Genomic DNA, 21,802 nt, shown 5'->3' with positions numbered 1-21,802 from the left:
CGCATGACCGCGATTCGGCACGGGACTGGTGTAACGGATGTGGGGGCGGCCGGGGGGCATCGAGCCTCGCGTTCGAGCAGGCGTCAGCTCGGATGCCCGCGCCCGCGATGCCGCAGTTGGCACCGGACGATAGCAGGGTCTCTCGGTCGCATTTATCCCGGCCCTACCTCTCACGACGAGTGCCCCGTTTTTTCGGGCTTGGTGCCCGAATCGGGTTCGACGTAGAGGATCTTGGACTTCATGTGGGCGCGGGTCTGTGCGGCGATCCAGGCGAGGGTGCCGACGACCAGCGTGAGAGCGAAAGCCTTGGGGTGGAACAGCGTGGTGTTCTTGAACGCCGCGACAAAGACGAACAGCAGCAGGATCTGAGCCGCGTACAGCATCAGGCCCATCGCCTGGAAGAGGTGCGGAAGCGATTTGGCAGTGCGCTGCAGGACGTAAAGGCCGATTCCCATGAAGAGAATGACGATCAGCGTCGCCACACCCGCCCCGATCGCCCCCTTGCCACCGGCGACCACACCACTGACGACGGCGGCGACAGCGCCGACGGCAGCCGTGGGCACGGCGGCCTGAGCCAGGATCCGGACGTCGTTGGACGGCATGGCGGCAACTCCGCTTTCAAAGGGGGGCAGGGTGTCGTCATGGACGAGCGTAGTCCCGGGCTGAGGGTGACCCTCACGCCAATGGACCGTCGCACCACGGTCCTTCGGCTCCGCCCTGGGTTCTCGTGAACCGTATCACAAACTATTTGATGCGGTCTTTACCTAGAAGGTGTGCTTGCTGTCACACATGAGAGTGAACGCGCCCGTCTGTGCAGAAACGCGGTCGACTTGTCTGGTATAAGGGCGGTTTGTCGTCCCGCCGAACTCCCACGCGTTGGCAATGCTTTAGTCAGATTCTTACCTTGGGCGTCAGCGCGACGATCCGGCCTTACGCCTCTCCGGGACGTGTGAACGGGCGCTGAGAGCGGTCGCGCCGTTGACTCCCGCCACTCCCACGGCGACCGGGGTGCGCTGTTCCGCCTCCGCCACGGCCTCCGCGAGCGCGGGACGCCTGCGCCGGTAGCGCGGCGGCACGATGTGCTGGGCCCACATCGGGGCGCGCGGGGTGAAGCGCGGCAGGAGCAGCAGCACGAGCCCGATGGCGCTGAGGAACACCACACCGAGCACGATCCACATGGACGCGGAGTTCACCGAGTAGGCGAGCGAGCCGAACGCGATCAGCGCCGACCAGAAGTACATGATCCACACCGCGCGGCTGTGCGAGTGCCCGATCTCCAGGAGCCGGTGGTGCAGGTGGCCGCGGTCGGCGGCGAACGGCGACTGGCCGCGCCAGGTGCGGCGCACGATCGCCGAGATCAGGTCGGCGGCCGGCACCGCGATGATGGTCAGCGGCAGCAGCAGCGGGATGTAGACGGGGACCGTCTGGTGCACGGCCGCCTTCTCGGACCCGGCGAACAGCTTCAGTGCGTCCGGGTCGATCTGCCCGGTGATGGAGATCGCGCCCGCGGCCAGGACCAGGCCGATGAGCATCGAGCCGGAATCGCCCATGAAGATCCGCGCGGGGTGCATGTTGTGCGGCAGGAAGCCCAGGCACATGCCCATGAGGATCGCCGAGAACAGCGTGGCCGGGGCGGCCGCCTCGATGCCGTACGAGTACCAGATCCGGTAGGCGTACAGGAAGAACGCCGCCGCCGCGATGCAGACCATGCCGGCCGCGAGGCCGTCGAGGCCGTCGACGAAGTTCACCGCGTTGATGGTGATGACGACGAGCGCCACCGTCAGCAGGGTGCCCTGCCACTGGGTCAGCGCGACCGAGCCGACGCTGGGGATGGGCAGCCACAGGATCGTCAGACCCTGCATGACCATCACGCCGGCGGCGATCATCTGGCCGCCCAGCTTGATCAGGGCGTCGATCTCGAACTTGTCGTCCAGGACGCCGATCAGCCAGATCAGGGCGGCGCCGGAGAGCAGCGCGCGCGGTTCGTTCGACTTCTCGAAGACCTCGCTGAGGTTGGTCAGGTGGTCGGCGACCAGCAGGCCCGCGCACAGTCCGAAGAACATGGCGATACCGCCGAGCCGCGGAGTCGGTTCCCGGTGCACGTCACGGGCCCTGATCTCCGGCATCGCTCCGGCCACGATCGCGAACTTCCGTACCGGCCCTGTCAGCAGATACGTCACCGCGGCCGTGATGCAGAGCGTCAGCAGGTATTCACGCACGGGCTTCCCCACAGGTCTCGCTGGCCATCTCAGCACCACACCCTAGCGACGCTCGCATATGGTTGTGGACTTCCGGGTAGGGCCGATGGTTGCACGTATGCCTGTGCACCCTGGTGCAACTACCCCCGCTCAGGCCGGATACGGCGGAAATCCGCCGACGAGATCCCGCACTTCTTCACGAGCCCGCGTGGTCTCCGTCTCGCCCCGCAGCACCCCTGCCAGCAGTGCGGCGATCTGCGCCATCTCTTTCTCGGCCATGCCCTGCGTGGTCACCGCGGCGGTGCCCATACGCAGGCCCCGGGCGTCCGCGTGCGGCAGAGCACAGCAGTCGAGCACCATCCCGGCGGCCAGGAGCCGGCCGCGCGCGGTCCGTCCGTCGACGCCGAGGGGCGCCGGGTCGGCCGTCACCAGATGGGTGTCGGTCCCGCCCGTGGTGACGACCAGGCCCTCCCCCGCGAGCCCGGCCGCGAGGGCCCGCGCGTTGGCGACCACCTGATGGGCGTACGCCGTGAACGCCGGCGTCGCCGCCTCGCCGAACGCGACCGCCTTGGCCGCGATGGTGTGCATCTGCGCGCCGCCCTGGGTGAACGGGAAGACGGCCCGGTCGACCCGCTCGGCCAGCTCGCTCCCGCAGAGGATCATCCCGCCGCGGGGGCCGCGCAGCACCTTGTGCGTGGTGGCGCAGACGACGTCGGCGTACGGCACCGGGTTCGGCGCCGCTCCCCCGGCGACGAGCCCGATGGGGTGGGCGGCGTCGGCGATGAGATACGCGCCCACCTCGTCGGCGACCTCGCGGAAGTAGGCGTAGTCGATGTGCCGGGGGTAGGCGATGGAGCCGCAGACGATGGCCTTGGGCCGGTGACTGCGGGCGAGCGTGCGCACCTGGTCGTAGTCGATGATCCCGGTCTCGGCGTCGACGCCGTAGGGGACGAAGTCGAACCAGCGGCCGGAGAAGTTGGCGGGCGAGCCGTGGGTGAGATGGCCGCCGTAGGGCAGGCCGAGGGCGAGGACGGTGTCGCCGGGGCGCAGCAGAGCGGCGTAGGCGGCGAGGACGGCCGACGAACCGGAGTGCGACTGCACGTTGGCGTGCTCGGCGCCGAACAGGGACTTCGCGCGGCCCACCGCGAGCCGCTCGGCGACGTCGACGATCTCGCAGCCGCCGTGGTGACGGGCGCCCGGATAGCCCTCGGCGTACTTGTTGGCCAGCGGCGAGCCGAGCGCGGCCAGCACCGCGGGCGAGCAGAAGTTCTCGGCCGCGATCAACTGCAACGACGACGACTGCCGGTCGAGCTCCCCGAGCAGGATCTCGGCCAGCTCGGGGTCCTGCCGCGCGAGGACGTCGGCGGTTTCAGGGGCATGGGTGACCGACATGGTGGGCTCCGGGGCGTCGACGATGACGTACACCCAATGTAGGCCCGGGGCCGGTGGGGTGCTCGGTCGTTACGCCCTTGCAGGTACACCTGTGAGAGCGGTGACCACCGGATCCAGCGCCTCGTTTATCTCGTCCCCGATCGAGCGGAAGAAGGTCAGGGGGGCGCCGTACGGGTCGAAGACCTCGTCGGCCTCGGCGGTGGGGGCCAGGAGCCACCCGCGTAGAGCCGCTGCCGCGCGGACCAGGGCTCGGGCGCGGATGACCAGGCCGTCGTCCTCCAGGGGCGGCAGGGTCGCCGGGTCTATCGCCTTCACCAGGCGGGTGAACTCCTTCAGGGTGAAGGTGCGCAGGCCCGCCGAGTGGCCCATGGAGATGACCTGTTGACGGTGGTCGCGGGTCGCGGTCAGGACCAGGTCGGCCATGATGACGTGCTCGTCGAGGAGTTCGCGCCCGGTGAAGCCGGAGGCGTCCGCGCCGAAGTCGGCCAGGACCGCCTCCGCGTTGGCCTCCATGGGCGCGCCCTCGTGCCCCCAGGTCCCCGCGCTCTCCACCACGACCCCGCCCCACAGCGGGTCGCCGAGCCGGTCCGCCAGGGCATGCCGGGTCAGCCGCTCGGTGATCGGCGAGCGGCACACGTTGCCGGTGCTGACGTGGAGGATGCGGAAGCTGTCACGCGGGAGCCCTGTGAAGGTCCGCGTCTCTTCCCCGTCCCATATGCCACGCCCCGCGTCAGGGGCCGTCAATTCGCCACCTCGAGGTCGGGTACGACCTTCCTGAGCTCGTCCGCGGAGATCGCGCCCGCGCGCAGCAGCAGGGGCACCTCACGGGTGACGTCGACGATCGAGGACGGCACGTTGCCGGGGGTCGGGCCGCCGTCGAGGTAGACGGAGACCGAGTCGCCGAGCATCTCCTGGGCTGCGTCGCAGTCCTCCGGGGACGGGTGGCCCGTCAGGTTGGCGGAGGAGACCGCCATGGGGCCGACCTCGGTCAGCAGCTCGATGGCGACGGGGTGCAGGGGCATCCGGACGGCCACCGTGCCCCTTGTGTCGCCCAGGTCCCACTGCAGGGACGGCTGGTGCTTGGCGACCAGGGTGAGCGCTCCCGGCCAGAAGGCGTCGACCAGCTCCCAGGCCAGCTCGGAGAAGTCGGTGACGAGACCGTGGAGGGTGTTCGGGGAGCCGATCAGCACGGGCGTGGGCATGTTGCGGCCGCGGCCCTTGGCCTCCAGGAGGTCCTGGACGGCCTCGGAGGAGAACGCGTCGGCGCCGATGCCGTACACCGTGTCGGTCGGGAGGACCACGAGCTCGCCACGGCGGACGGCGGACGCGGCTTCGCGCAGACCGGTCGTGCGGTCGGTCGCGTCGTTGGTGTCGTATCGCCGAGCCATGTCTAGCGGGCCTCCTCGTACACGTACTGCTCTGAAGTCTTGGGGAAGTGGCTCACGGCATCGCCTTGCGGGCCGTCGCGAACCGGGGGCGGTTGTTGAGGTCGGGGTGGTCGGCCGCGTCGGCCCAGCCCCGCTCCTCGGTGAAGATCCACGGCACCTGGCCGCCCTGGGTGTCGGCGTGCTCGATGACGACGACACCGCCGGGGCGCAGGAGCCGGTGTGCGGTGCGTTCCAGACCGCGGATGAGGTCGAGGCCGTCCTCCCCCGAGAACAGGGCGAGTTCGGGGTCGTAGTCCCGCGCCTCGGGGGCGACGTACTCCCACTCGGTGAGCGGGATGTAGGGCGGGTTGGAGATGACCAGGTCGACATGGCCGTCGAGGTCGGGGAAGGCGTCGAGGGCGTTGCCCTGGCGCAGGTCGACCCGGGATCCCTCGACGTTCTTACGGGTCCACCTGAGCGCTTCCTCGGACAGCTCCACGGCGTGCACGCGGGAGCGCGGGACCTCCTGGGCGAGGGCGAGCGCGATGGCGCCGGAGCCGGTGCACAGGTCGACGATGCACGGCTCGACGACGTCCATCGCGCGTACGGCGTCTATGGCCCAGCCCACCACGGACTCGGTCTCGGGACGCGGCACGAACACCCCGGGGCCCACCTGGAGTTCGAGGTAGCGGAAGTAGGCGAGGCCGGTGATGTGCTGGAGCGGCTCGCGCTGCTCACGGCGCGCGATGGTCTCCCAGTAGCGGGCGTCGAAGTCCGCGTCCTTCACGGAGTGCAGCTCGCCCCGCTTCACGCCGTGCACGAACGCGGCGAGCTCCTCCGCGTCGTTGCGCGGCGAGGGCACGCCGGCGTCGGCCAGCCGCTGGGTGGCCTGGGCCACCTCTGCGAGCAGCAGGTTCACGCAAGTCCTCCGTGTCGTACTCGGTCGTGCGTAGGTACCTCTTACGCGGCTGCCAGCTTCGCTGCCGAGTCCGCGTCGACGCAGGCCTGGATCACCGCGTCGAGGTCGCCGTCCAGGACCTGGTCCAGGTTGTACGACTTGAAGCCGACGCGGTGGTCCGAGATGCGGTTCTCCGGGAAGTTGTACGTGCGGATCTTCTCGGAGCGGTCGACGGTGCGGACCTGGCTGCGGCGGGCGTCGGCGGCATTGCGCTCCGCCTCCTCCTGCGCCGCCGCGAGCAGCCTGGAGCGCAGGATACGCAAGGCCTGCTCCTTGTTCTGCAGCTGGCTCTTCTCGTTCTGGCAGGAGGCGACGACTCCGGTGGGAATGTGCGTGATGCGCACGGCGGAGTCGGTCGTGTTGACGGACTGTCCGCCGGGCCCGGAGGAGCGGTAGACGTCGATGCGGAGGTCGTTGGGGTTGATCTCGACGTCGACCTCCTCGGCCTCGGGGGTCACGAGGACACCGGCCGCGCTCGTGTGGATACGGCCCTGGGACTCGGTCGCCGGGACGCGCTGCACGCGGTGCACGCCGCCCTCGTACTTGAGGCGCGCCCACACGCCCTGGCCGGGCTCGGTGGCACCCTGGCCGCCCTTGGTCTTCACGGCGACCTGGACGTCCTTGTAGCCGCCCAGTTCGGACTCGGTGGCGTCGATGATCTCGGTCTTCCAGCCGACGCGCTCGGCGTAGCGGAGGTACATGCGCAGCAGGTCGCCCGCGAACAGTGCGGACTCGTCGCCGCCCGCGCCCGCCTTGATCTCGAGGATGACGTCCTTGTCGTCGCTGGGGTCGCGCGGGACGAGGAGAAGCCGCAGCTTCTCCGTCAGCTCGTCGCGGGACTTCTCCAGCTCCTTGACCTCGGCTGCGAACTCCGGGTCGTCGGCGCCCAGTTCGCGCGCGGTCTCGATGTCGTCGCCGGTCTGCTTCCAGGAGCGGAACGTGGCGACGATCGGGGTGAGCTCGGCGTAGCGCTTGTTCAGCTTGCGCGCGTTGGCCTGGTCGGAGTGGACCGACGGGTCGGCGAGCTTCTTCTCCAGGTCGGCGTGCTCACCGACGAGTTCCTCGACGGCCTCGAACATCTTGGGCTCCTGAACTGCGTAAGAAAGAGGGAGGGCGGGCGACCAAAAACGCCGGTCCCGGCGCACTCCGAGGAGTGCGGCGTGGACCGGCGCTGGTGGCTCGCTACTTCTTGGCAGCAGCCTTGCCGAAGCGGGCCTCGAAGCGGGCCACACGGCCACCGGTGTCGAGGATCTTCTGCTTGCCCGTGTAGAACGGGTGGCACTCGGAGCAGACCTCGGCACGGATGGTGCCGCTCTCGATCGTGCTACGGGTGGTGAACGACGCGCCACAGGTGCAGCTGACCTGCGTCTCGACGTACTCGGGGTGGATGTCGCGCTTCAAGGTGTCTCCTAGTTTCGGGAGGGCACCGGGTCGCCGTCCGCGGGCTGCGGGGGCGTGAACCGGGGCCGACGTACCAGTCTGCCAGGACTGGGGCCATCCCCCAAAACCAGGGGTCACCCCGATCTATTCCTCAGGAGGTCACGACGCCCTTGGCCTGGCCCGTCGCCGTGCCTTCCGTGGCCGACCTCGGGATCGTCCGGTCGTTCTCCAGGGCCGTCCAGATCTGCTGGGCCTTGGTCTCCTGCACGATCACGCGGTTCGGGTCGGCCGGGTCGTACCGGACCGGCATCGTGACCATGGTCATGTTCTCGGGGCTGATGCCCTTGAGGCCGCTCGCGAAGGAGACCAGGGAGTTGACCGAGCCGAGGTCGGAGTCGGTGGTGACGGCCTTGGTGGCGGTGTCGGCGAGGTCGTACAGCTTCTTGGGGTTGGTCAGCAGGCCGACCTCCTTGACCTGCTTGACCAGCGCCTTGATGAAGGCCTGCTGGAGCTGGATACGGCCGAGGTCGCTGCCGTCGCCGACGCCGTGCCGGGTGCGGACGAGACCGAGGGCCTGGGCGCCGGTGAGCTCGTGCGTGCCGGCCTTGAGGTCCAGGTGGCTGTCGGTGTCCTTGATGTCCTTGGTCGTGGTGACCGTGACCCCGCCGAGTTCGTTGACCAGCTTCTCGAAGCCGCTGAAGTCGACCTCCAGGTAGTGGTCCATGCGGATGCCGGTCATGGACTCGACGGTCTTGACCGCGCAGGCCGCGCCGCCGGTGGAGTAGGCGGAGTTGAACATGACGTCCGAGGCGGCGTCGTGCTCCTTGCCGTCGGTGTCGGTGCACTCGGGGCGGTCGATCAGGGTGTCGCGCGGGATGGAGACCACGGTGGCCTTCTTGTGGCCCTTGTACACGTGGATGACCATCGCGGTGTCGGAGCGGGCGCTGCCGTCGTCGGCGCCGCCGCCGAGTTCCTTGTTGGTGGAGCCGGAGCGGGTGTCCGAACCGAGGACGAGGATGTTCTCGGAGCCGTTGTCGACCTTCTCGGGGCGCTCGCTGCCGAGGACCTGGTCGATGTCGACGCTCTTGATGTTGCCGTTGAGCTTGAAGTACAGGTAGCCGGCTCCGGTGCCGCCCAGCACCACGATCCCCGCGGCGACCCAGGCCGTGACGAGCAGGCCTTTGCGTCCCTTGCTGCGGGGCTTTCGACGGCGTCCCTTGCCGCCCGGTTTCCCGGGTATCGGCGTGCTCTCGGCTGACATGCGCTCCTCGAATCTCGTCCGGTCGGTTACCCCCTGTTTTCAGGGTCAGACGTGGTCACAAAAGACCCGTACCGCACCATGTTCGCTCCGCCTGGTCAGACGGCGAAACTCGAGAAAGGGTTGCACAACGCGCTGTGACCATCGCCGTGAAGCGATGGTCACAGCACGTGACAGGAGACTCAGGGCGAGCCCTGTTCACCAGCGGTTTCAGCCAAAGATGTCGTACTGCTGGAAACCGGTACCAACGGTGATCCTTGTGGCAAAGATCTCGCTGGTCGCCTTGCCGGTGCCCTTGTAGAGGTAGAGCGTGCCGCCCGGGGTGCGGGCGAGCAGGTCGGCCCTGCCGTCGCCGGTGATGTCACCGACGGCGTCGAAGGCGTTGTAGCCGCTCCAGTTACTGCGCACCTTGACCCGGGCCGCGAAGACGCCGGTGCCGGACTTGCCGGTGCCCTTGTACAGGTAGAGGTCGCCGGTGCTCTTGTTGCGGGCGAGCACGTCCGCCCTGCCGTCGCCGGTGAAGTCGCCGTGGCCGAGCAGCTGGTTGTACTGGCTCCACCCGCCGCCGACCCGCACCCGGGTCGCGAAGCTGCCGTCGCCCTTGCCGGGGTAGATCCACAGGACGCCCGCGGAGTCCACGGAGAGCAGGTCGGGCTTGTAGTCGCCGGTGACGTCGCCGGGGGTGAGGATCCGGGTGCGGGTCCTCCAGTCGGTGAAGACCTTCTTCGGGGCGGCCCAAGAACCGGTGGTCCCGTCGGACGGCGGGACGAACCGCAGCCAGTAGACGTCACCGGTGGCGGAGACGCGGTACAGGAGGTCCTGGTAGCCGTCCCGGTTGAGGTCGGTCTGCCGGACGAGGTTCAACCCGTTCGCGTCGCCCCAGGAAACCCTGGCGCCGAAGGTGGTGCCCTTGGAGTCCAGCTCGTAGCCCACCTTGTCGGAGGACTTGCGCACCCACACGTCGGCCTTGTGGTCGAGGTTCAGGTTGGTGTCGTCGATGCGCGGGTAGGCGGCGCCGACGTACTTGCTGACCTTGGTGAAGACGCTGTAGGCGCCCTTGGCGACGCAGTCCGTGACGTTCCAGGAGACCACGCCGACGATCCGGCCGTTCACGACGAGCGGTCCGCCGGAGTCACCGCTGCAGATCGCGGTCGTACCGGAGTCGCGGCCGCTGGCGGGCGGCCCGGCGCAGGTCATGTGCCCCTTGATGAACCAGGAGCCGTAGGCCGCGGCGCAGGTCGCGTCCGACTTGATGGGCAGCGTGGCCGTCTTCAGCGTCTGGGAGACGGCGTCACTGGTGGAGCTGGTACGGCCCCAGCCGTAGACCTTGGCGCTCTTGGCGCCGGTCGTCGAGGGGTCGTACGAGGCGGTGTCGGTCGACGTCGTCATGCGGATCGGGGTGGCCTTGACGGGCTTCGCCAGGGTCAGCACCGCGATGTCGTTGTCGATGGTGTCCTCGTTGTACAAGGGGTGGTACCACTGCCGCAGCACGCCGGCCGCGGCGCCGCCGTGCAGGTCGCCGTCGTCCGAGAGGAGCTGCGTGGCTCCGGTCACCACCACGCCCCCCTTGGCCCAGGTGGCGCCCTTCACGCAGTGCGCGGCGGTGAGGATCTTCGTCGGGGCGATGACGGCTCCGCCGCAGAAGAAGCCGGTGTCGTCGCTGGTGTCCGTGGTGCCCTTGTTGTCGACGTACCAGAGCTGGGCCATCCAAGGGGCGGAGCTGATGGTGGTCGTCGTTCCGCCGATGACCATGGGCGAGATGGTGGAGTCGACCGTGCCACCGCTCGCCGTCCGGGTCACCGTGCGGGAGGTGTCCTCGGCCGCGGCTGCCTCGGTGATCCGCTGCTTCAGCTCGGCCTGCGACGGCGTGGACGCGGCGGCGGGCGCGGACGGCGCCTGCGGCTCGGGTACGACGGTGGCTGCGTTCGCCGACGTGGCCAGCAGCGCGGCGGCCACGGCGACGGGCAGAGCGATCCGGACACGGCGTCTGAGACGCCCGGCGCCTCCGGACATGGATATGCCCATGCAAGTCCCCCCTAGGGATTCAAAACTCAGCGATCGAAAATCCGACCGAAGAGCGTGATCTTAAACCGAAGAGGGCCGCCCCCCGGTGACAAGGGGCGGCCCTCTTCGCGAACGCTGGACGTCAGTCGCCGTTGCCCGGCGTCGGCGTCGTCTTCTGGATCTGCATGAGGAACTCGGCGTTCGACTTCGTCTGCTTCATCTTGTCGAGGAGCAGTTCGACCGCCTGCTGCTGGTCGAGCGCGTGCAGCACCCGGCGCAGCTTCCAGACGATGGCGAGCTCGTCGGGGGCGAGCAGGATCTCTTCCTTACGGGTGCCGGACGCGTCGACGTCCACCGCCGGGAAGATCCGCTTGTCGGCGAGCTTGCGGTCGAGCTTGAGCTCGGCGTTGCCGGTGCCCTTGAACTCCTCGAAGATGACCTCGTCCATGCGGGACCCGGTGTCCACCAGGGCGGTGGCGAGGATGGTCAGCGAGCCGCCGTCCTCGATGTTGCGGGCCGCACCGAAGAAGCGCTTCGGCGGGTACAGGGCGGTCGAGTCGACACCACCGGACAGGATGCGGCCGGAGGCGGGCGCGGCGAGGTTGTACGCACGGCCCAGACGCGTGATCGAGTCGAGCAGCACGACCACGTCGTGACCCAGCTCCACCAGACGCTTGGCGCGCTCGATGGCGAGCTCGGCGACCGTGGTGTGGTCCTCGGCCGGGCGGTCGAAGGTCGAGGAGATGACCTCGCCCTTCACCGACCGCTGCATGTCGGTGACCTCTTCCGGACGCTCGTCGACCAGGACGACCATCAGGTGGCACTCGGGGTTGTTGTGCGTGATCGCGTTGGCGATCGCCTGCATGATCATGGTCTTGCCGGTCTTCGGCGGGGCCACGATCAGACCGCGCTGGCCCTTACCGATCGGCGACACGAGGTCGATGATGCGGGTGGTGAGCACGCCCGGGTCCGTCTCCAGGCGGAGGCGGTCCTGCGGGTACAGCGGGGTGAGCTTGTTGAACTCCGGGCGGCCACGGCCGTGTTCGGGCGCCATGCCGTTGACGGAGTCCAGCCGCACCAGCGCGTTGAACTTCTCGCGCCGCTCGCCTTCCTTGGGCTGACGGACCGCACCGGTGATGTGGTCGCCCTTGCGCAGGCCGTTCTTGCGGACCTGGGCGAGGGAGACGTACACGTCGTTCGGCCCGGGCAGGTAGCCCGACGTACGGATGAAGGCGTAGTTGTCGAGGATGTCCAGGATGCCCGCGACCGGGATCAGGACGTCGTCCTCGTTGATCTGCGGCTCGCCCGCGCCACCGATCTCGTCACGGCCACGACGGCCACGGCGGTCCCGGTAACGGCCCCGGCGACCGCGGCGGCCGCCCTCGAAGTCGTCCCCGTCTTCATCGGCCCGCGGACCGTTGTCACGCTGCTGACGGTCCTGGCGGTCCTGACGGCCGCCGCCCTGCTGATTCTGCTGCTGGCGCTGACCGCCGCCCTGCCCCTGCTGGTCGTCGCTCTTGCGACGGTCACCGCGCTCGGCACGGTCCCCGCGGTCACGGCCGCGGTCACGGTCCCGGCGGTCGCGGCGGCCACGGCCGTCGCCGTCACCGGCGTCGCCCTGCGGCTGCTGCTGCGCCTGCGCGGGCGTCTCGGCCTTGGGCTCGCTCTTCGCCTCGGCCACGATCGTCTCGGCGCTGCCCGTCGGGGCACCGGCCTCGGCGGTCGCGCGGCGCCGGCGACGCTCGACGGGGGCGTCCTCCGCCGCACGCTCGGTCTCGGCGGCACGGGCCGGCTGACCGGGAATCTCGATCTGCTGCTGGGCGACGGCCTTCTCGGCCTTCTCCGCGGGGGCCTCGGCCTTGGCGTCCGCCTTCTTCTCGGCGGCCTCGCCGGTGCGGGCCTTGGAGGTGGCGCGGCGCTTGGGCTTGGTCTCGGTGGCGGTCTCCGCCTTGGGAGCCGCGGCACCTCCCCCGGCCTGCGCCTCCTTGATGACCTCGATCAGCTGGCTCTTGCGCATACGCGCCGTGCCCTTGATGCCGAGGCCGGATGCGACCTGCTGCAACTCGGCCAGCACCATGCCCTCGAGGCCGGTACCGCGGCGCCGCCGGGAGCCTGCACCGGTGGCAGGCGCGGAGGCGTCCGTGTCGGGCGCGGCAGCGGTCTCCTCGACACGTGCGCCCATCAGATCGGTGGTGTCGCTCACGAAGGGTCCTTCCCTGGAGCGGACGTCGGCCTGTCTGGCTCGGCGACCGTTTGTGCTGTCCGACGTCGGTCCCATCCTTGTGGACCGTGCCGGGGCGGTGGTCCGCCTGAACGGCGGAGGAATGTGGTGACGGCGCTTCCGAGAGCCGTGGCACTGAGTGTCCGTGTCACGTTGGCTTGGTCGCACCGGTTCCGGAGCGTGCCCGGCAAGTCGCTCAGTGCTCGCGTACGAGGTACTGCCCATGTACGTCGTACGGAACGCAGTGCGGCTTGGGAGGCTCCCGGAAGAATGTCTGTCCCGGACGGGGACGTGAAGCACCTCGCCATGGTGGGGTCGGGTGCAGACTTGAGATTAACACTACCGGATCCAACAAACATTCCCCCTCTCGAAATCCGGCACACGCCGGACTTCAGATGTCACTGGCCGCCGCGAGCGGCAGCACGCCGGCGCCCTGGGCGTCGAGATCGAGCCGGTTGGCGGCCCACCCCGGGCCCGCCAGATGGGCCACCTTGTCGGCGCTGTCGGCGTCGACCAGCGCGAGCACGGTGGGCCCTGCTCCTGAGATGACTGCCGGGACTCCGTCGGCCCGCAGCCGCTCCACCAGCGCGGCGCTCTCCGGCATGGCGGGAGCGCGGTAGTCCTGGTGGAGACGGTCCTCGGTGGCCGGCAGCAGTAGCTCGGGGCGCCTGGTGAGGGCCTCGACGAGCAGGGCTGCGCGGCCGGCGTTGGCGGCGGCGTCGACGTGCGGCACGGTGCGCGGGAGCAGTCCGCGCGCCGTCTCGGTCAGAACCGGCTTCCCGGGCACGAAAACCACCGGAACGACTGAATCGGCGGGCTCCAGCCTGATCGCCCGGGCCGCTCCGGCCTCCATCCAGGCGATCGTGAACCCGCCGAGCAGGCACGGGGCCACGTTGTCGGGGTGACCCTCGATCTCGGTGGCCAGCTCCAGCAGCGCGGTGTCGTCGAGGCGGGCCTCGCCGCCTATGGTCACGGCACGAGCGGCGACGATACCGGCGCAGATGGCGGCCGAGGAGGAGCCGAGGCCCCGGCCGTGCGGGATGCGGTTGGCGCAGACGATCTCCAGACCGCGCGGCTGACCGCCCAGCAGGTCGAAGGCGGTGCGCAGGGAGCGTACGAGAAGGTGCTTTTCGTCACGCGGGAGTGTTTCGCTCCCCTCCCCCGCGATGTCGATGTGCAGCCCGGAGTCGGCCACCCGGACGACCACGTCGTCGTAGAGCCCCAGCGAGAGGCCCAGGGCGTCGAAGCCCGGGCCGAGGTTGGCGCTGGTGGCGGGGACGCGCACCCGGACGGCGGCGGCACGGAAGGCGGGACCGGCCATCTCTCGATGACTCTCCTTGAGCTGCGTGATTGTCGAAGACGTTCGATAGGTACCTGAAGACCCTCAGGCCGCGGAGACTACGCGGCTCCCTGCCATGCGCGGAGGCATATGCAGGGGGCGGGTTCGGTACAGCCTATCGAAGGAAGGTTCTGTGGCGACATAGGGCGCACAGGAGGCGCACGATGCGTGTCGTAAGCCCCCTGTGCACCCCTTACGGGGATTCCCCGGTCGAACCCGGGGTTCCGCCTCAGGCCAGACCGAGGCGCTCGGCCGCCGTCGCCGCGTCGACCGGGACGGTGACGGGCTGCGGGGCGCCCGCGACGGCCCAGTCGGGGTCCTTCAGACCGTTGCCGGTGACCGTGCAGACGATGCGCTGGCCGGGGTCGACCTTGCCCTGCTCGGCGGCCTTCAGCAGACCGGCCACGGAGGCGGCGGAGGCGGGCTCCACGAAGACGCCCTCCTGAGCGGCCAACAGCCGGTAGGCGCGCAGGATCTCACGGTCCGTCACCTCGTCGATGAAGCCGCCGGACTCCTCCTTCGCCGCGAGCGCGTACTGCCAGGAGGCGGGGTTGCCGATACGGATCGCGGTGGCGATGGTCGACGGGTCCTTGACCACCTCGCCGCGCACGATCGGGGCACTGCCGGAGGCCTGGAAGCCCCACATCCGGGGGGTCCTGGCGGCGACGCCGTCGGCGGCGTACTCCTTGTAGCCCTTCCAGTACGCCGTGATGTTGCCGGCGTTGCCGACCGGCAGGACGTGGATGTCGGGCGCGTCGCCGAGCATGTCGACGATCTCGAAGGCGGCGGTCTTCTGACCCTCGATGCGCACCGGGTTGACCGAATTGACCAGCGCCACCGGGTAGTTGTCGCTCAGCGCGCGGGCCAGGGTGAGGCAGTCGTCGAAGTTACCGTCGACCTGGAGGATCTTCGCGCCGTGGATGAGCGCCTGGCCCATCTTGCCGAGCGCGATCTTGCCCTGCGGGACGAGAACGGCCGAGACCATGCCCGCGCGTACGGCGTAGGCGGCGGCGCTCGCCGACGTGTTGCCGGTGGAGGCGCAGATGACCGCCTTCGCACCCTCCTCCTTGGCCCGCGTGATGGCCATGGTCATACCGCGGTCCTTGAAGGACCCGGTGGGGTTGGCGCCCTCCACCTTGAGGTGGACCTCGCACCCGGTGCGCTCGGAGAGCACCTGCGCGGGCACGAGGGGCGTGCCGCCCTCGCGGAGCGTCACGACCGGCGTGGTGTCGGAGACGGGCAGCCGGTCCCGGTACTCCTCGATGATTCCGCGCCACTGGTGGGTCATTGCTGGTTACTCTCCTTCAACCCGCATGATGCTGGCGACACCCCGCACGGTGTCGAGCTTGCGCAACGCCTCGACGGTGCCGTTCAGGGCGGCGTCGGACGCGCGGTGCGTGACGACGACGAGGGACGCCTCGCCGTCCTTCCCCTGCTGCCGAACGGTATCGATCGACACTCCGTGCTCGGCGAACACGGTGGCCACCTGGGCGAGAACACCCGGTTTGTCCGCCACGTCCAGGCTGATGTGGTAGCGCGTGACGACCTCGCCCATGCCCGAGACGGGGAGGGCGGTGTACGCGGACTCACCGGGTCCGGTCGTGCCACTGAGCCGGTTGCGGCAGACGGCGACGAGGTCGCCGAGCACTGCGGAGGCGGTGGGGGCGCCGCCGGCGCCCGGGCCGTAGAACATGAGCTGTCCTGAGGCGTCGGACTCGACGAACACGGCGTTGTACGCGCCGCGCACGGAGGCCAGCGGGTGGCTGAGCGGGATCATCGCGGGGTGCACGCGCGCGGTGACGGACCGGCCGTCCTCGGCGCGCTCGCAGATGGCGAGCAGCTTGATGGTGCAGCCCATGTTCTTCGCGGAGGCGAAGTCGGCGGCCGTCACCTCGGTCATGCCCTCGCGGTAGACGTCGTCGAGGCGCACGCGCGTGTGGAAGGCGATCCCGGCGAGGATGGCGGCCTTGGCGGCGGCGTCGAAGCCCTCGACGTCGGCGGTCGGGTCGGCCTCGGCGTATCCCAGGGCGGTGGCCTCGTCGAGGGCCTCCTGGTAACCGGCCCCCGTGGAGTCCATCTTGTCGAGGATGAAGTTCGTCGTCCCGTTGACGATCCCGAGCACCCGGTTGACCTTGTCGCCGGCGAGGGACTCGCGCAGTGGGCGGATCAGCGGGATGGCACCGGCGACGGCGGCCTCGTAGTAGAGGTCCTTGTCGGCTTTCAGGGCCGCCGCGTGCAGGGCGGCCCCGTCCTGGGCGAGAAGCGCCTTGTTGGCGGAGACGACCGACGCCCCGTGCTCGAAGGCGGTGGTGATGAGGGAACGGGCGGGCTCGATCCCCCCGATGACCTCCACCACCACGTCGATGTCCCCGCGTTTGACGAGGGCGGTGGCGTCGGTGGTGACGAGTTCCTGCGGGATGCCCTCGCGGACCTTGGAGGGCCGCCGTACCGCGACCCCTGCGAGCTCGACGGGGGCACCGATCCGGGCGGCGAGGTCGTCGGCGTGCGTCGTCATGATGCGCGCCACCTCTGAGCCGACCACTCCACAGCCCAGCAGCGCCACTTTCAGCGGACGCGTACGCATCATCCGACCTCGTTTCCTCATACCGTCACGGTGGAACCAGTCTCACTCACCGGACGGGAGTTTCTGCCCCTCGTCCGGATGATGAGACATCTATTTCATTTGTACGGGGGTGGAAGACCGTAGATCTTCCACCCCCGGTGTTTTTCAGCCGACGTCGAGCCGCAGCAGGTCCTCCTCCGTCTCACGGCGGACGATGACCCGGGATTCACCGTCGTTGACGGCGACGACCGGCGGGCGCAGCACGTGGTTGTAGTTGCTCGCCATGGACCGGCAGTAGGCGCCCGTCGCCGGTACGGCGATGAGGTCACCCGGTGCCAGGTCGGCCGGGAGGAAGGCGTCCTTCACCACGATGTCCCCGCTCTCGCAGTGCTTGCCGACGACGCGGGTGAGCATGGGCTCGGCGTCGGAGGTGCGGGAGACCAGGGCGACGCTGTACTCGGCGTCGTAGAGCGCGGTGCGGATGTTGTCGGACATGCCGCCGTCGACGGAGACGTAGGTGCGCAGCCCGTCGAGGGGCTTGACGGTGCCGACCTCGTAGAGCGTGAAGGCGGTGGGCCCGACGATGGCCCGCCCGGGCTCGACGGAGATACGGGGGGTGCGCAGCTTGGCGGCCTCGCACTCCCTCGTCACGATCTCGGTCAGCGCCTTGGCGATCTCGTGCGGCTCACGGGGGTCGTCGTCGCTGGTGTACGCGATCCCGAGGCCGCCCCCGAGGTCGATCTCGGGCAGCTCGACGCCGTGCTCGTCACGGACGTCCTTGAGCAGCCCGACCACACGGTGCGCGGCGACCTCGAAGCCGGACATGTCGAAGATCTGCGACCCGATGTGGGAGTGGATGCCGATGAGCTCGAGCCCGTCGAGCTTCAGCGCCCGCCGCACCGCCTCGGCGGCCTGACCTCCGGCCAGCGGAATGCCGAACTTCTGGTCCTCGTGGGCGGTGGCGATGAACTCGTGCGTGTGCGCTTCCACCCCGACGGTGATCCGGATCTGGACGCGCTGCCGCTTGCCGAGTTCCTGCGCGATGTGCGCGACGCGGACGATCTCCTGAAAGGAGTCGAGGACGATCCGCCCAACCCCCTCGGTGATCGCGCGGCGGATCTCCTCGGTGGACTTGTTGTTGCCGTGGAAGGCGATGCGGTCGGCGGGCATACCGGCGGAGAGGGCGGTGGCGAGTTCGCCGCCGGAGCAGACGTCGAGGTTGAGCCCCTCTTCGTCCAGCCAGCGCACGATGGCACGGGAGAGGAAGGCCTTGCCGGCGTAGAAGACGTCGGCGTCATGGCCGAACGCGGTGCGCCAGGCCCGCGCCCGGGCCCGGAAGTCGGCCTCGTCGACGATGTAGGCGGGGGTGCCGTACTCCTCGGCGAGCCGGGTGGCCGGAATGCCGCCGACGGTGACGACACCGTCGGCGTCGCGCGTGACCGTCTGCGCCCAGACCTTGGGGTCGAGGGTGTTGAGGTCGGCGGGCGGAGCGGAGTAATGCCCCTCAGGAAGGACATCGGCGTGACGGGGCCCGGCGGGGTGTGCGGAACGGCTCATCTTCTTGACTGGCTCTCTAGAGGTGTTCGGGTGCGTCGATACCGAGCAGGGACAGGCCACCGGCCAGCACCGCCCCGGCGGCTTCGGCAAGCGCGAGCCGGGCACGGTGGGCGGCCGAGGGTTTCTCCGCACCGCGCGGAAGGACGGTGACAAGGAGGGGCAGCACGGCATCGGCGACGGCGACGAGATGCCGGGCGAGCAGGTCGGGCGCGTGGTGCGCGGCCGACCGGGCGAGGATCCGGGGGTGATCGGCGAGCGCGGTTTCGAGGGCCCTGATGTCTTGCGTCTTTTGTACGGCGGTACCGGCAGCGTGTGCAGTGCCGGGCTCGGCGTGCGGGTGACCCGGGGTGACCGTGTCGCCGGGCTCGGCGTGGAAGTCCAGGTCGGCGGCGTTGCGGCTGAGGGCCCGGGTGCGGGCGTGGGCGTAACGGACGCGGAAGAGAGGGTTGCTCTCGCGCTGGACGAGGTGGTCGGCGGCGATGCGGGGGCGGTCGTGGGCGGCGGGGTGGAGCAGGGCCCAGCGGGCGGCGTCACGGCCGAGGTGGAGGGGGTCGAGGGACGCCGGCACAGGCCGGAGGTTGACGTGGAGCGGGGCGGGAGCAGAAACAGGGCCCTCGGGGGTGCCGTACGCATCGATGTCGACACCGAGGAGGTCGGTCCACTCGGGCGCGGGGGGTTCAGTGCAGCTGGTGCGGACGAGGGCGCCCTGGGAGCGGAGGACACGGGCGACGACGTCCATCACGACGACGGCACGGACTTCATGGGGTGCGTGCAGCTGCACGAGCTGCCCGGTGGGGTGGTCTGCGTGGCCGTACCTGTACCCCCGCCGCAGGATCTCCCGCACGAGGGCCGGCTGGCTCCCCCTCAGGCTGATGTTGAGAAACCCGGGCCCGGTGACGACGACGTCACCGATGCCGTCGGCCTGCGCGAGGTGCTGCCGGAGAATCTCGGCGACCCGCAGCGGCGGCTGTCCGGCCGGCCGGGCGAGCTGGAGGGCGACGTTGGTGGCGTAGTCCCCACACCCACCCGGACCAGGTGGCACGACCTTGGCCCGCCCCGGCACGACCACGTCCAGCTCCCCGCCATCAACAGCACGACGCACCGCGCGCAGCACGGTACGGGAGAGCTCGACGGGGGTCACGGGACAAGCGTATGGGAGGAGGGGGGTGGGAGGGCGAGCGGGTTTGGGCAGGGGTCCGGGATGTGGACGGTGGGTGTGCGGCGGGGTCGGGCGGGCTGACGGCTGGTGTGCTGGCGGCCGGTCTTCTGAGCGATCAAGCGCCGGCGTGACCGGCCCGCTCGGCCTCTCCACCCCCGAGGACACCCCCGACAAGCGGGCTGTCCCCTTCTGCCGCACCCCGCTGCTCCTCACTCCGCTCCATCAACTGCCGTACGAGCCGTACCAGTTCGGCGGGCTCGAAAGGCTTGGCGAGGAAGGCGTCGACGCCGACGTCGAGACCGCTGTCGACCTCGTACTGCGTACAGGCGCTGACGATGGCGAGGGGCAGATGGGACGTCCGAGGATCGGATCGCAACTGCGCGGCGGTCCGCAGCCCGTCCAGTCGGGGCATGACCACATCGAGGGTGACGACATCGGGCTGCACCTGATGCACGACATCCAGACACTCGACACCATCGGCCGCGGTCACGACCTCGAGACCCTCCAGCTCGAGATTGACCCTGATCAACTGCCGGATGACCTTGTTGTCGTCCACAACAAGCACCCGACCCGACGCGCCTGGCACAACTCGAGAGTAGGTGCGGACCGGCCACCGCGTCCGGCTTTTCCCCACTTCCACCCCGGCCGGGGGACACCCACCGCACGCACCGCCCCGACGCCCCACGAAACCCGTTCCTGATCACCCCGAGCGAGCTGGTAGTGTTCTACCCGTCGCCGCGAGCCACCAGCTCCGCGCCCGACACGCCCCCGTAGCTCAGGGGATAGAGCAACGGCCTCCGGAGCCGTGTGCGCAGGTTCGAATCCTGCCGGGGGCACTCGCCGGTCACAGACTCAAAACTACGGTCTGACCAGGGCGGATGCCGACAGAAAAGGGCGGGAGTCAGTCTCACTGACTCCCGCCCTTTCTCACTGTCTCTCACTGGTTGTGCGTGAGGGGTGCGTGAGCCACGCACCCCTCATTCAGAGTCCGGGGACGCCCACCCCATGGTTTTCTCGATCTTCCTGTTGTCCTCCTCCACGCTGTTGTCGAGGCAGCCGGCGTAGTGGCGATCGATGACCTCTGGTGAGGTGCCCGCGCGGCGGGCCACCTCCGCCACCGGGAGGCCGGAACGGAGCCAGTCCGTGATGCACTTAGCCCGCCCGTCGTAGGGCTTTCCGGCAAGAGGTGAGGCCACCTTGTGAGGCGGGAAGGCGTACTGGCGTGCCTCCTGCCAGACGCGCCAATAGCTGGAGGTGCCCACCAGGTCGCCACGCTCGTTCTGGAACACCCGCCCGTCGGCGGCGGTACCGAACTCTTTTACATGCGCCCGGAGCATCGCCACCAGAATGGGCGGAATGGGTACCGGACGGTCCGTCTCGGGGTCCCTCATCTTCAGCCCGCGCCTGTCGTGCCGCTTACCGGAGTCGGTCCACTTCTTGCCGGAAACGGGGCGTGTTTCCTTGAGAGTGAGCACACCCCACCCCTCCTCTGGCAAGTAACAGTCATCCAGCCGCAGACCTACGACTTCCGCCGGGCGCATAGCGGCATAGAGAATGCACCCGAAGAAAGCGACCAACCGTCTCCCCCGGTTTCGATGTACAGATCCGACGTACGAGACGGCAGTGAGGAATTCACGCCCCTGCACTGCGTTCATGAGGACACGTGGGTCGATAGGACCGGTGGCGGCAGTAGTAGGCCGCTCCAATCCGGCGAGCGGGTTTTCGTCCAGATACCCCTTCTGGATTGCGTACGCGATCGCCGCATTGAAGCCACGCCGGCGGCGCTTATAGGTATCTTTGGCAGCCAGCTTCCCGTCCAGCTTATAAGCCAGACGGTAGTGAACATCCTCGGCGATGCTGGATGTTCTCAGCGCCGACAAGCGGAGGGTGTTCTCCGTGAGCCACGCGCAGACCTTTTCCAGGTCCACCGGGGGCTCCTCATCCTCGTGAGCCGGTACGGCAACCCACCGCACAGCCCGCCGCACCTGAAGAAGCTCCGGGGCGCCAGGCTTGTCCGCCATCATCCCCAGAGCGGCAGAGGCGAGGCTGTCCGCAAAGCCCTCCCTGGTCTTTGCCGCTACCGTACGCCAACGCCGTTTCATGAACTCCCGAGAGAACTCCCACCAAGTGGGGTCCGGCTTCTCTTCAGCCATCGCGGCCGCGGCTTCGGCTCGCCGGATCTCCGACTCAGGAAGGCCCGACTCCACATCGAACGCTTCACCTCTCCGCATGGCTTGCCGCAATTCTGTACGGCGATTGTCAGCAAGCGCAGAGGTGGCAAACGATGCATAGCAGCGACTACCCGCAACGAGCCAACGGAGTTGATAGGGGGCGCTCTTACTCCTTACCTTACTGACACCCCAGATTCGGACGTCACTAGAGAAGATGCGCTCTTGACTTCCCTCA

At 69.2% G+C, this 21,802-nt stretch carries 18 protein-coding genes and 1 tRNA gene; 1 reads left to right on the top strand and 18 read right to left on the bottom strand.

Annotation, left to right across the window (positions count from 1 at the left end; translation table 11 throughout):
• Nucleotides 1-170: 170 nt before the first annotated feature.
• The 17 genes from AB0D34_RS33365 to AB0D34_RS33285 all read right to left on the bottom strand — a co-directional run bounded on the left by AB0D34_RS33365 (nt 171) and on the right by AB0D34_RS33285 (nt 19,952).
• Entirely contained in the window at nt 171-602 is a 432-nt protein-coding gene (locus tag AB0D34_RS33365) for a hypothetical protein (protein WP_362668412.1), read from the bottom strand.
• Nucleotides 603-911: 309 nt separating this feature from the next.
• Nucleotides 912-2,219 carry an MraY family glycosyltransferase gene (locus tag AB0D34_RS33360; RefSeq protein WP_362668409.1) on the bottom strand — a complete coding sequence of 436 codons (1,308 nt, stop codon included), beginning with the start codon at nt 2,217-2,219 and terminating at the stop codon, nt 912-914.
• A 129-nt stretch (nt 2,220-2,348) separates the two neighbouring features.
• Nucleotides 2,349-3,590 (bottom strand): serine hydroxymethyltransferase, encoded by a 1,242-nt coding sequence (gene glyA, locus AB0D34_RS33355; RefSeq protein ID WP_362668406.1) that lies wholly within the window; start codon nt 3,588-3,590, stop codon nt 2,349-2,351.
• 69 nt (nt 3,591-3,659) lie between these two features.
• On the bottom strand, nt 3,660-4,334 hold the full coding sequence (locus tag AB0D34_RS33350) for a protein-tyrosine-phosphatase (RefSeq protein ID WP_362668404.1): 675 nt from the start codon (nt 4,332-4,334) through the stop codon (nt 3,660-3,662).
• Entirely contained in the window at nt 4,331-4,978 is a 648-nt protein-coding gene (locus AB0D34_RS33345; RefSeq protein WP_362668402.1) for an L-threonylcarbamoyladenylate synthase, read from the bottom strand. The genes AB0D34_RS33350 and AB0D34_RS33345 overlap by 4 nt, the downstream gene beginning before the upstream one ends.
• Nucleotides 4,979-5,030: 52 nt before the next feature.
• Nucleotides 5,031-5,876, bottom strand: a complete 846-nt coding sequence (gene prmC, locus AB0D34_RS33340; protein ID WP_356589158.1) for a peptide chain release factor N(5)-glutamine methyltransferase — start codon at nt 5,874-5,876, stop codon at nt 5,031-5,033.
• A gap of 41 nt (nt 5,877-5,917) precedes the next feature.
• Nucleotides 5,918-6,994 (bottom strand): peptide chain release factor 1, encoded by a 1,077-nt coding sequence (gene prfA / locus AB0D34_RS33335; protein ID WP_362668399.1) that lies wholly within the window; start codon nt 6,992-6,994, stop codon nt 5,918-5,920.
• 103 nt (nt 6,995-7,097) lie between these two features.
• Nucleotides 7,098-7,316 (bottom strand): 50S ribosomal protein L31, encoded by a 219-nt coding sequence (gene rpmE / locus AB0D34_RS33330; protein WP_079311057.1) that lies wholly within the window; start codon nt 7,314-7,316, stop codon nt 7,098-7,100.
• 130 nt (nt 7,317-7,446) lie between these two features.
• Complete coding sequence (locus AB0D34_RS33325; protein WP_362668397.1) at nt 7,447-8,556, bottom strand: LCP family protein; 1,110 nt, start codon at nt 8,554-8,556, stop codon at nt 7,447-7,449.
• A gap of 207 nt (nt 8,557-8,763) precedes the next feature.
• Nucleotides 8,764-10,566, bottom strand: a complete 1,803-nt coding sequence (locus tag AB0D34_RS33320; protein ID WP_362668576.1) for a trypsin-like serine protease — start codon at nt 10,564-10,566, stop codon at nt 8,764-8,766.
• A 133-nt stretch (nt 10,567-10,699) separates the two neighbouring features.
• Nucleotides 10,700-12,760, bottom strand: coding sequence for a transcription termination factor Rho (rho, locus tag AB0D34_RS33315; protein WP_362668395.1), 2,061 nt, complete (start codon nt 12,758-12,760; stop codon nt 10,700-10,702).
• A gap of 409 nt (nt 12,761-13,169) precedes the next feature.
• Nucleotides 13,170-14,099 (bottom strand): homoserine kinase, encoded by a 930-nt coding sequence (thrB, locus tag AB0D34_RS33310; protein ID WP_362668392.1) that lies wholly within the window; start codon nt 14,097-14,099, stop codon nt 13,170-13,172.
• A 247-nt stretch (nt 14,100-14,346) separates the two neighbouring features.
• Nucleotides 14,347-15,405 (bottom strand): threonine synthase, encoded by a 1,059-nt coding sequence (gene thrC, locus AB0D34_RS33305; protein ID WP_362668390.1) that lies wholly within the window; start codon nt 15,403-15,405, stop codon nt 14,347-14,349.
• Between the two features lie 6 nt (nt 15,406-15,411).
• Nucleotides 15,412-16,704, bottom strand: a complete 1,293-nt coding sequence (locus AB0D34_RS33300; RefSeq protein WP_362668387.1) for a homoserine dehydrogenase — start codon at nt 16,702-16,704, stop codon at nt 15,412-15,414.
• A gap of 141 nt (nt 16,705-16,845) precedes the next feature.
• Nucleotides 16,846-18,237, bottom strand: coding sequence for a diaminopimelate decarboxylase (gene lysA, locus AB0D34_RS33295; protein ID WP_362668384.1), 1,392 nt, complete (start codon nt 18,235-18,237; stop codon nt 16,846-16,848).
• A 16-nt stretch (nt 18,238-18,253) separates the two neighbouring features.
• A complete protein-coding gene (gene nrtL / locus AB0D34_RS33290) occupies nt 18,254-19,378 on the bottom strand; it encodes an ArgS-related anticodon-binding protein NrtL (protein WP_362668382.1) in 1,125 nt (374 codons plus the stop codon).
• Nucleotides 19,379-19,511: 133 nt separating this feature from the next.
• Nucleotides 19,512-19,952 (bottom strand): response regulator, encoded by a 441-nt coding sequence (locus AB0D34_RS33285; protein WP_362668380.1) that lies wholly within the window; start codon nt 19,950-19,952, stop codon nt 19,512-19,514.
• Between the two features lie 208 nt (nt 19,953-20,160).
• On the opposite strand from AB0D34_RS33285, the gene AB0D34_RS33280 reads away from it, so the two are divergent.
• Nucleotides 20,161-20,232, top strand: a tRNA-Arg gene (locus AB0D34_RS33280).
• A 141-nt stretch (nt 20,233-20,373) separates the two neighbouring features.
• Here AB0D34_RS33280 and AB0D34_RS33275 read toward each other — a convergent pair.
• Nucleotides 20,374-21,627: a site-specific integrase gene (locus AB0D34_RS33275; RefSeq protein WP_362668377.1), complete on the bottom strand. Its 1,254-nt coding sequence runs from the start codon at nt 21,625-21,627 to the stop codon at nt 20,374-20,376.
• Nucleotides 21,628-21,802: the final 175 nt, after the last annotated feature.

The organism is Streptomyces sp. NPDC048420 (assembly GCF_040651535.1).
Classification (GTDB): domain Bacteria; phylum Actinomycetota; class Actinomycetes; order Streptomycetales; family Streptomycetaceae; genus Streptomyces.
Note: the sequence above shows the minus strand (reverse complement) of the source record. Positions and strands in the feature narration are given on the sequence as shown.

What these genes read in the sequence shown, in the direction of transcription:
- prfA (WP_362668399.1), bottom strand. Translation starts at nt 6,994, where the DNA reads ATGTTCGAGGCCGTCGAGGAACTCGTCGGTGAGCACGCCGACCTGGAG.
- thrC (WP_362668390.1), bottom strand. Translation starts at nt 15,405, where the DNA reads ATGACCCACCAGTGGCGCGGAATCATCGAGGAGTACCGGGACCGGCTG.
- AB0D34_RS33365 (WP_362668412.1), bottom strand. Translation starts at nt 602, where the DNA reads ATGCCGTCCAACGACGTCCGGATCCTGGCTCAGGCCGCCGTGCCCACG.
- AB0D34_RS33275 (WP_362668377.1), bottom strand. Translation starts at nt 21,627, where the DNA reads ATGCGGAGAGGTGAAGCGTTCGATGTGGAGTCGGGCCTTCCTGAGTCG.
- glyA (WP_362668406.1), bottom strand. Translation starts at nt 3,590, where the DNA reads ATGTCGGTCACCCATGCCCCTGAAACCGCCGACGTCCTCGCGCGGCAG.
- AB0D34_RS33320 (WP_362668576.1), bottom strand. Translation starts at nt 10,566, where the DNA reads ATGTCCGGAGGCGCCGGGCGTCTCAGACGCCGTGTCCGGATCGCTCTG.
- thrB (WP_362668392.1), bottom strand. Translation starts at nt 14,099, where the DNA reads ATGGCCGGTCCCGCCTTCCGTGCCGCCGCCGTCCGGGTGCGCGTCCCC.
- AB0D34_RS33325 (WP_362668397.1), bottom strand. Translation starts at nt 8,556, where the DNA reads ATGTCAGCCGAGAGCACGCCGATACCCGGGAAACCGGGCGGCAAGGGA.
- AB0D34_RS33300 (WP_362668387.1), bottom strand. Translation starts at nt 16,704, where the DNA reads ATGATGCGTACGCGTCCGCTGAAAGTGGCGCTGCTGGGCTGTGGAGTG.
- AB0D34_RS33345 (WP_362668402.1), bottom strand. Translation starts at nt 4,978, where the DNA reads ATGGCTCGGCGATACGACACCAACGACGCGACCGACCGCACGACCGGT.
- lysA (WP_362668384.1), bottom strand. Translation starts at nt 18,237, where the DNA reads ATGAGCCGTTCCGCACACCCCGCCGGGCCCCGTCACGCCGATGTCCTT.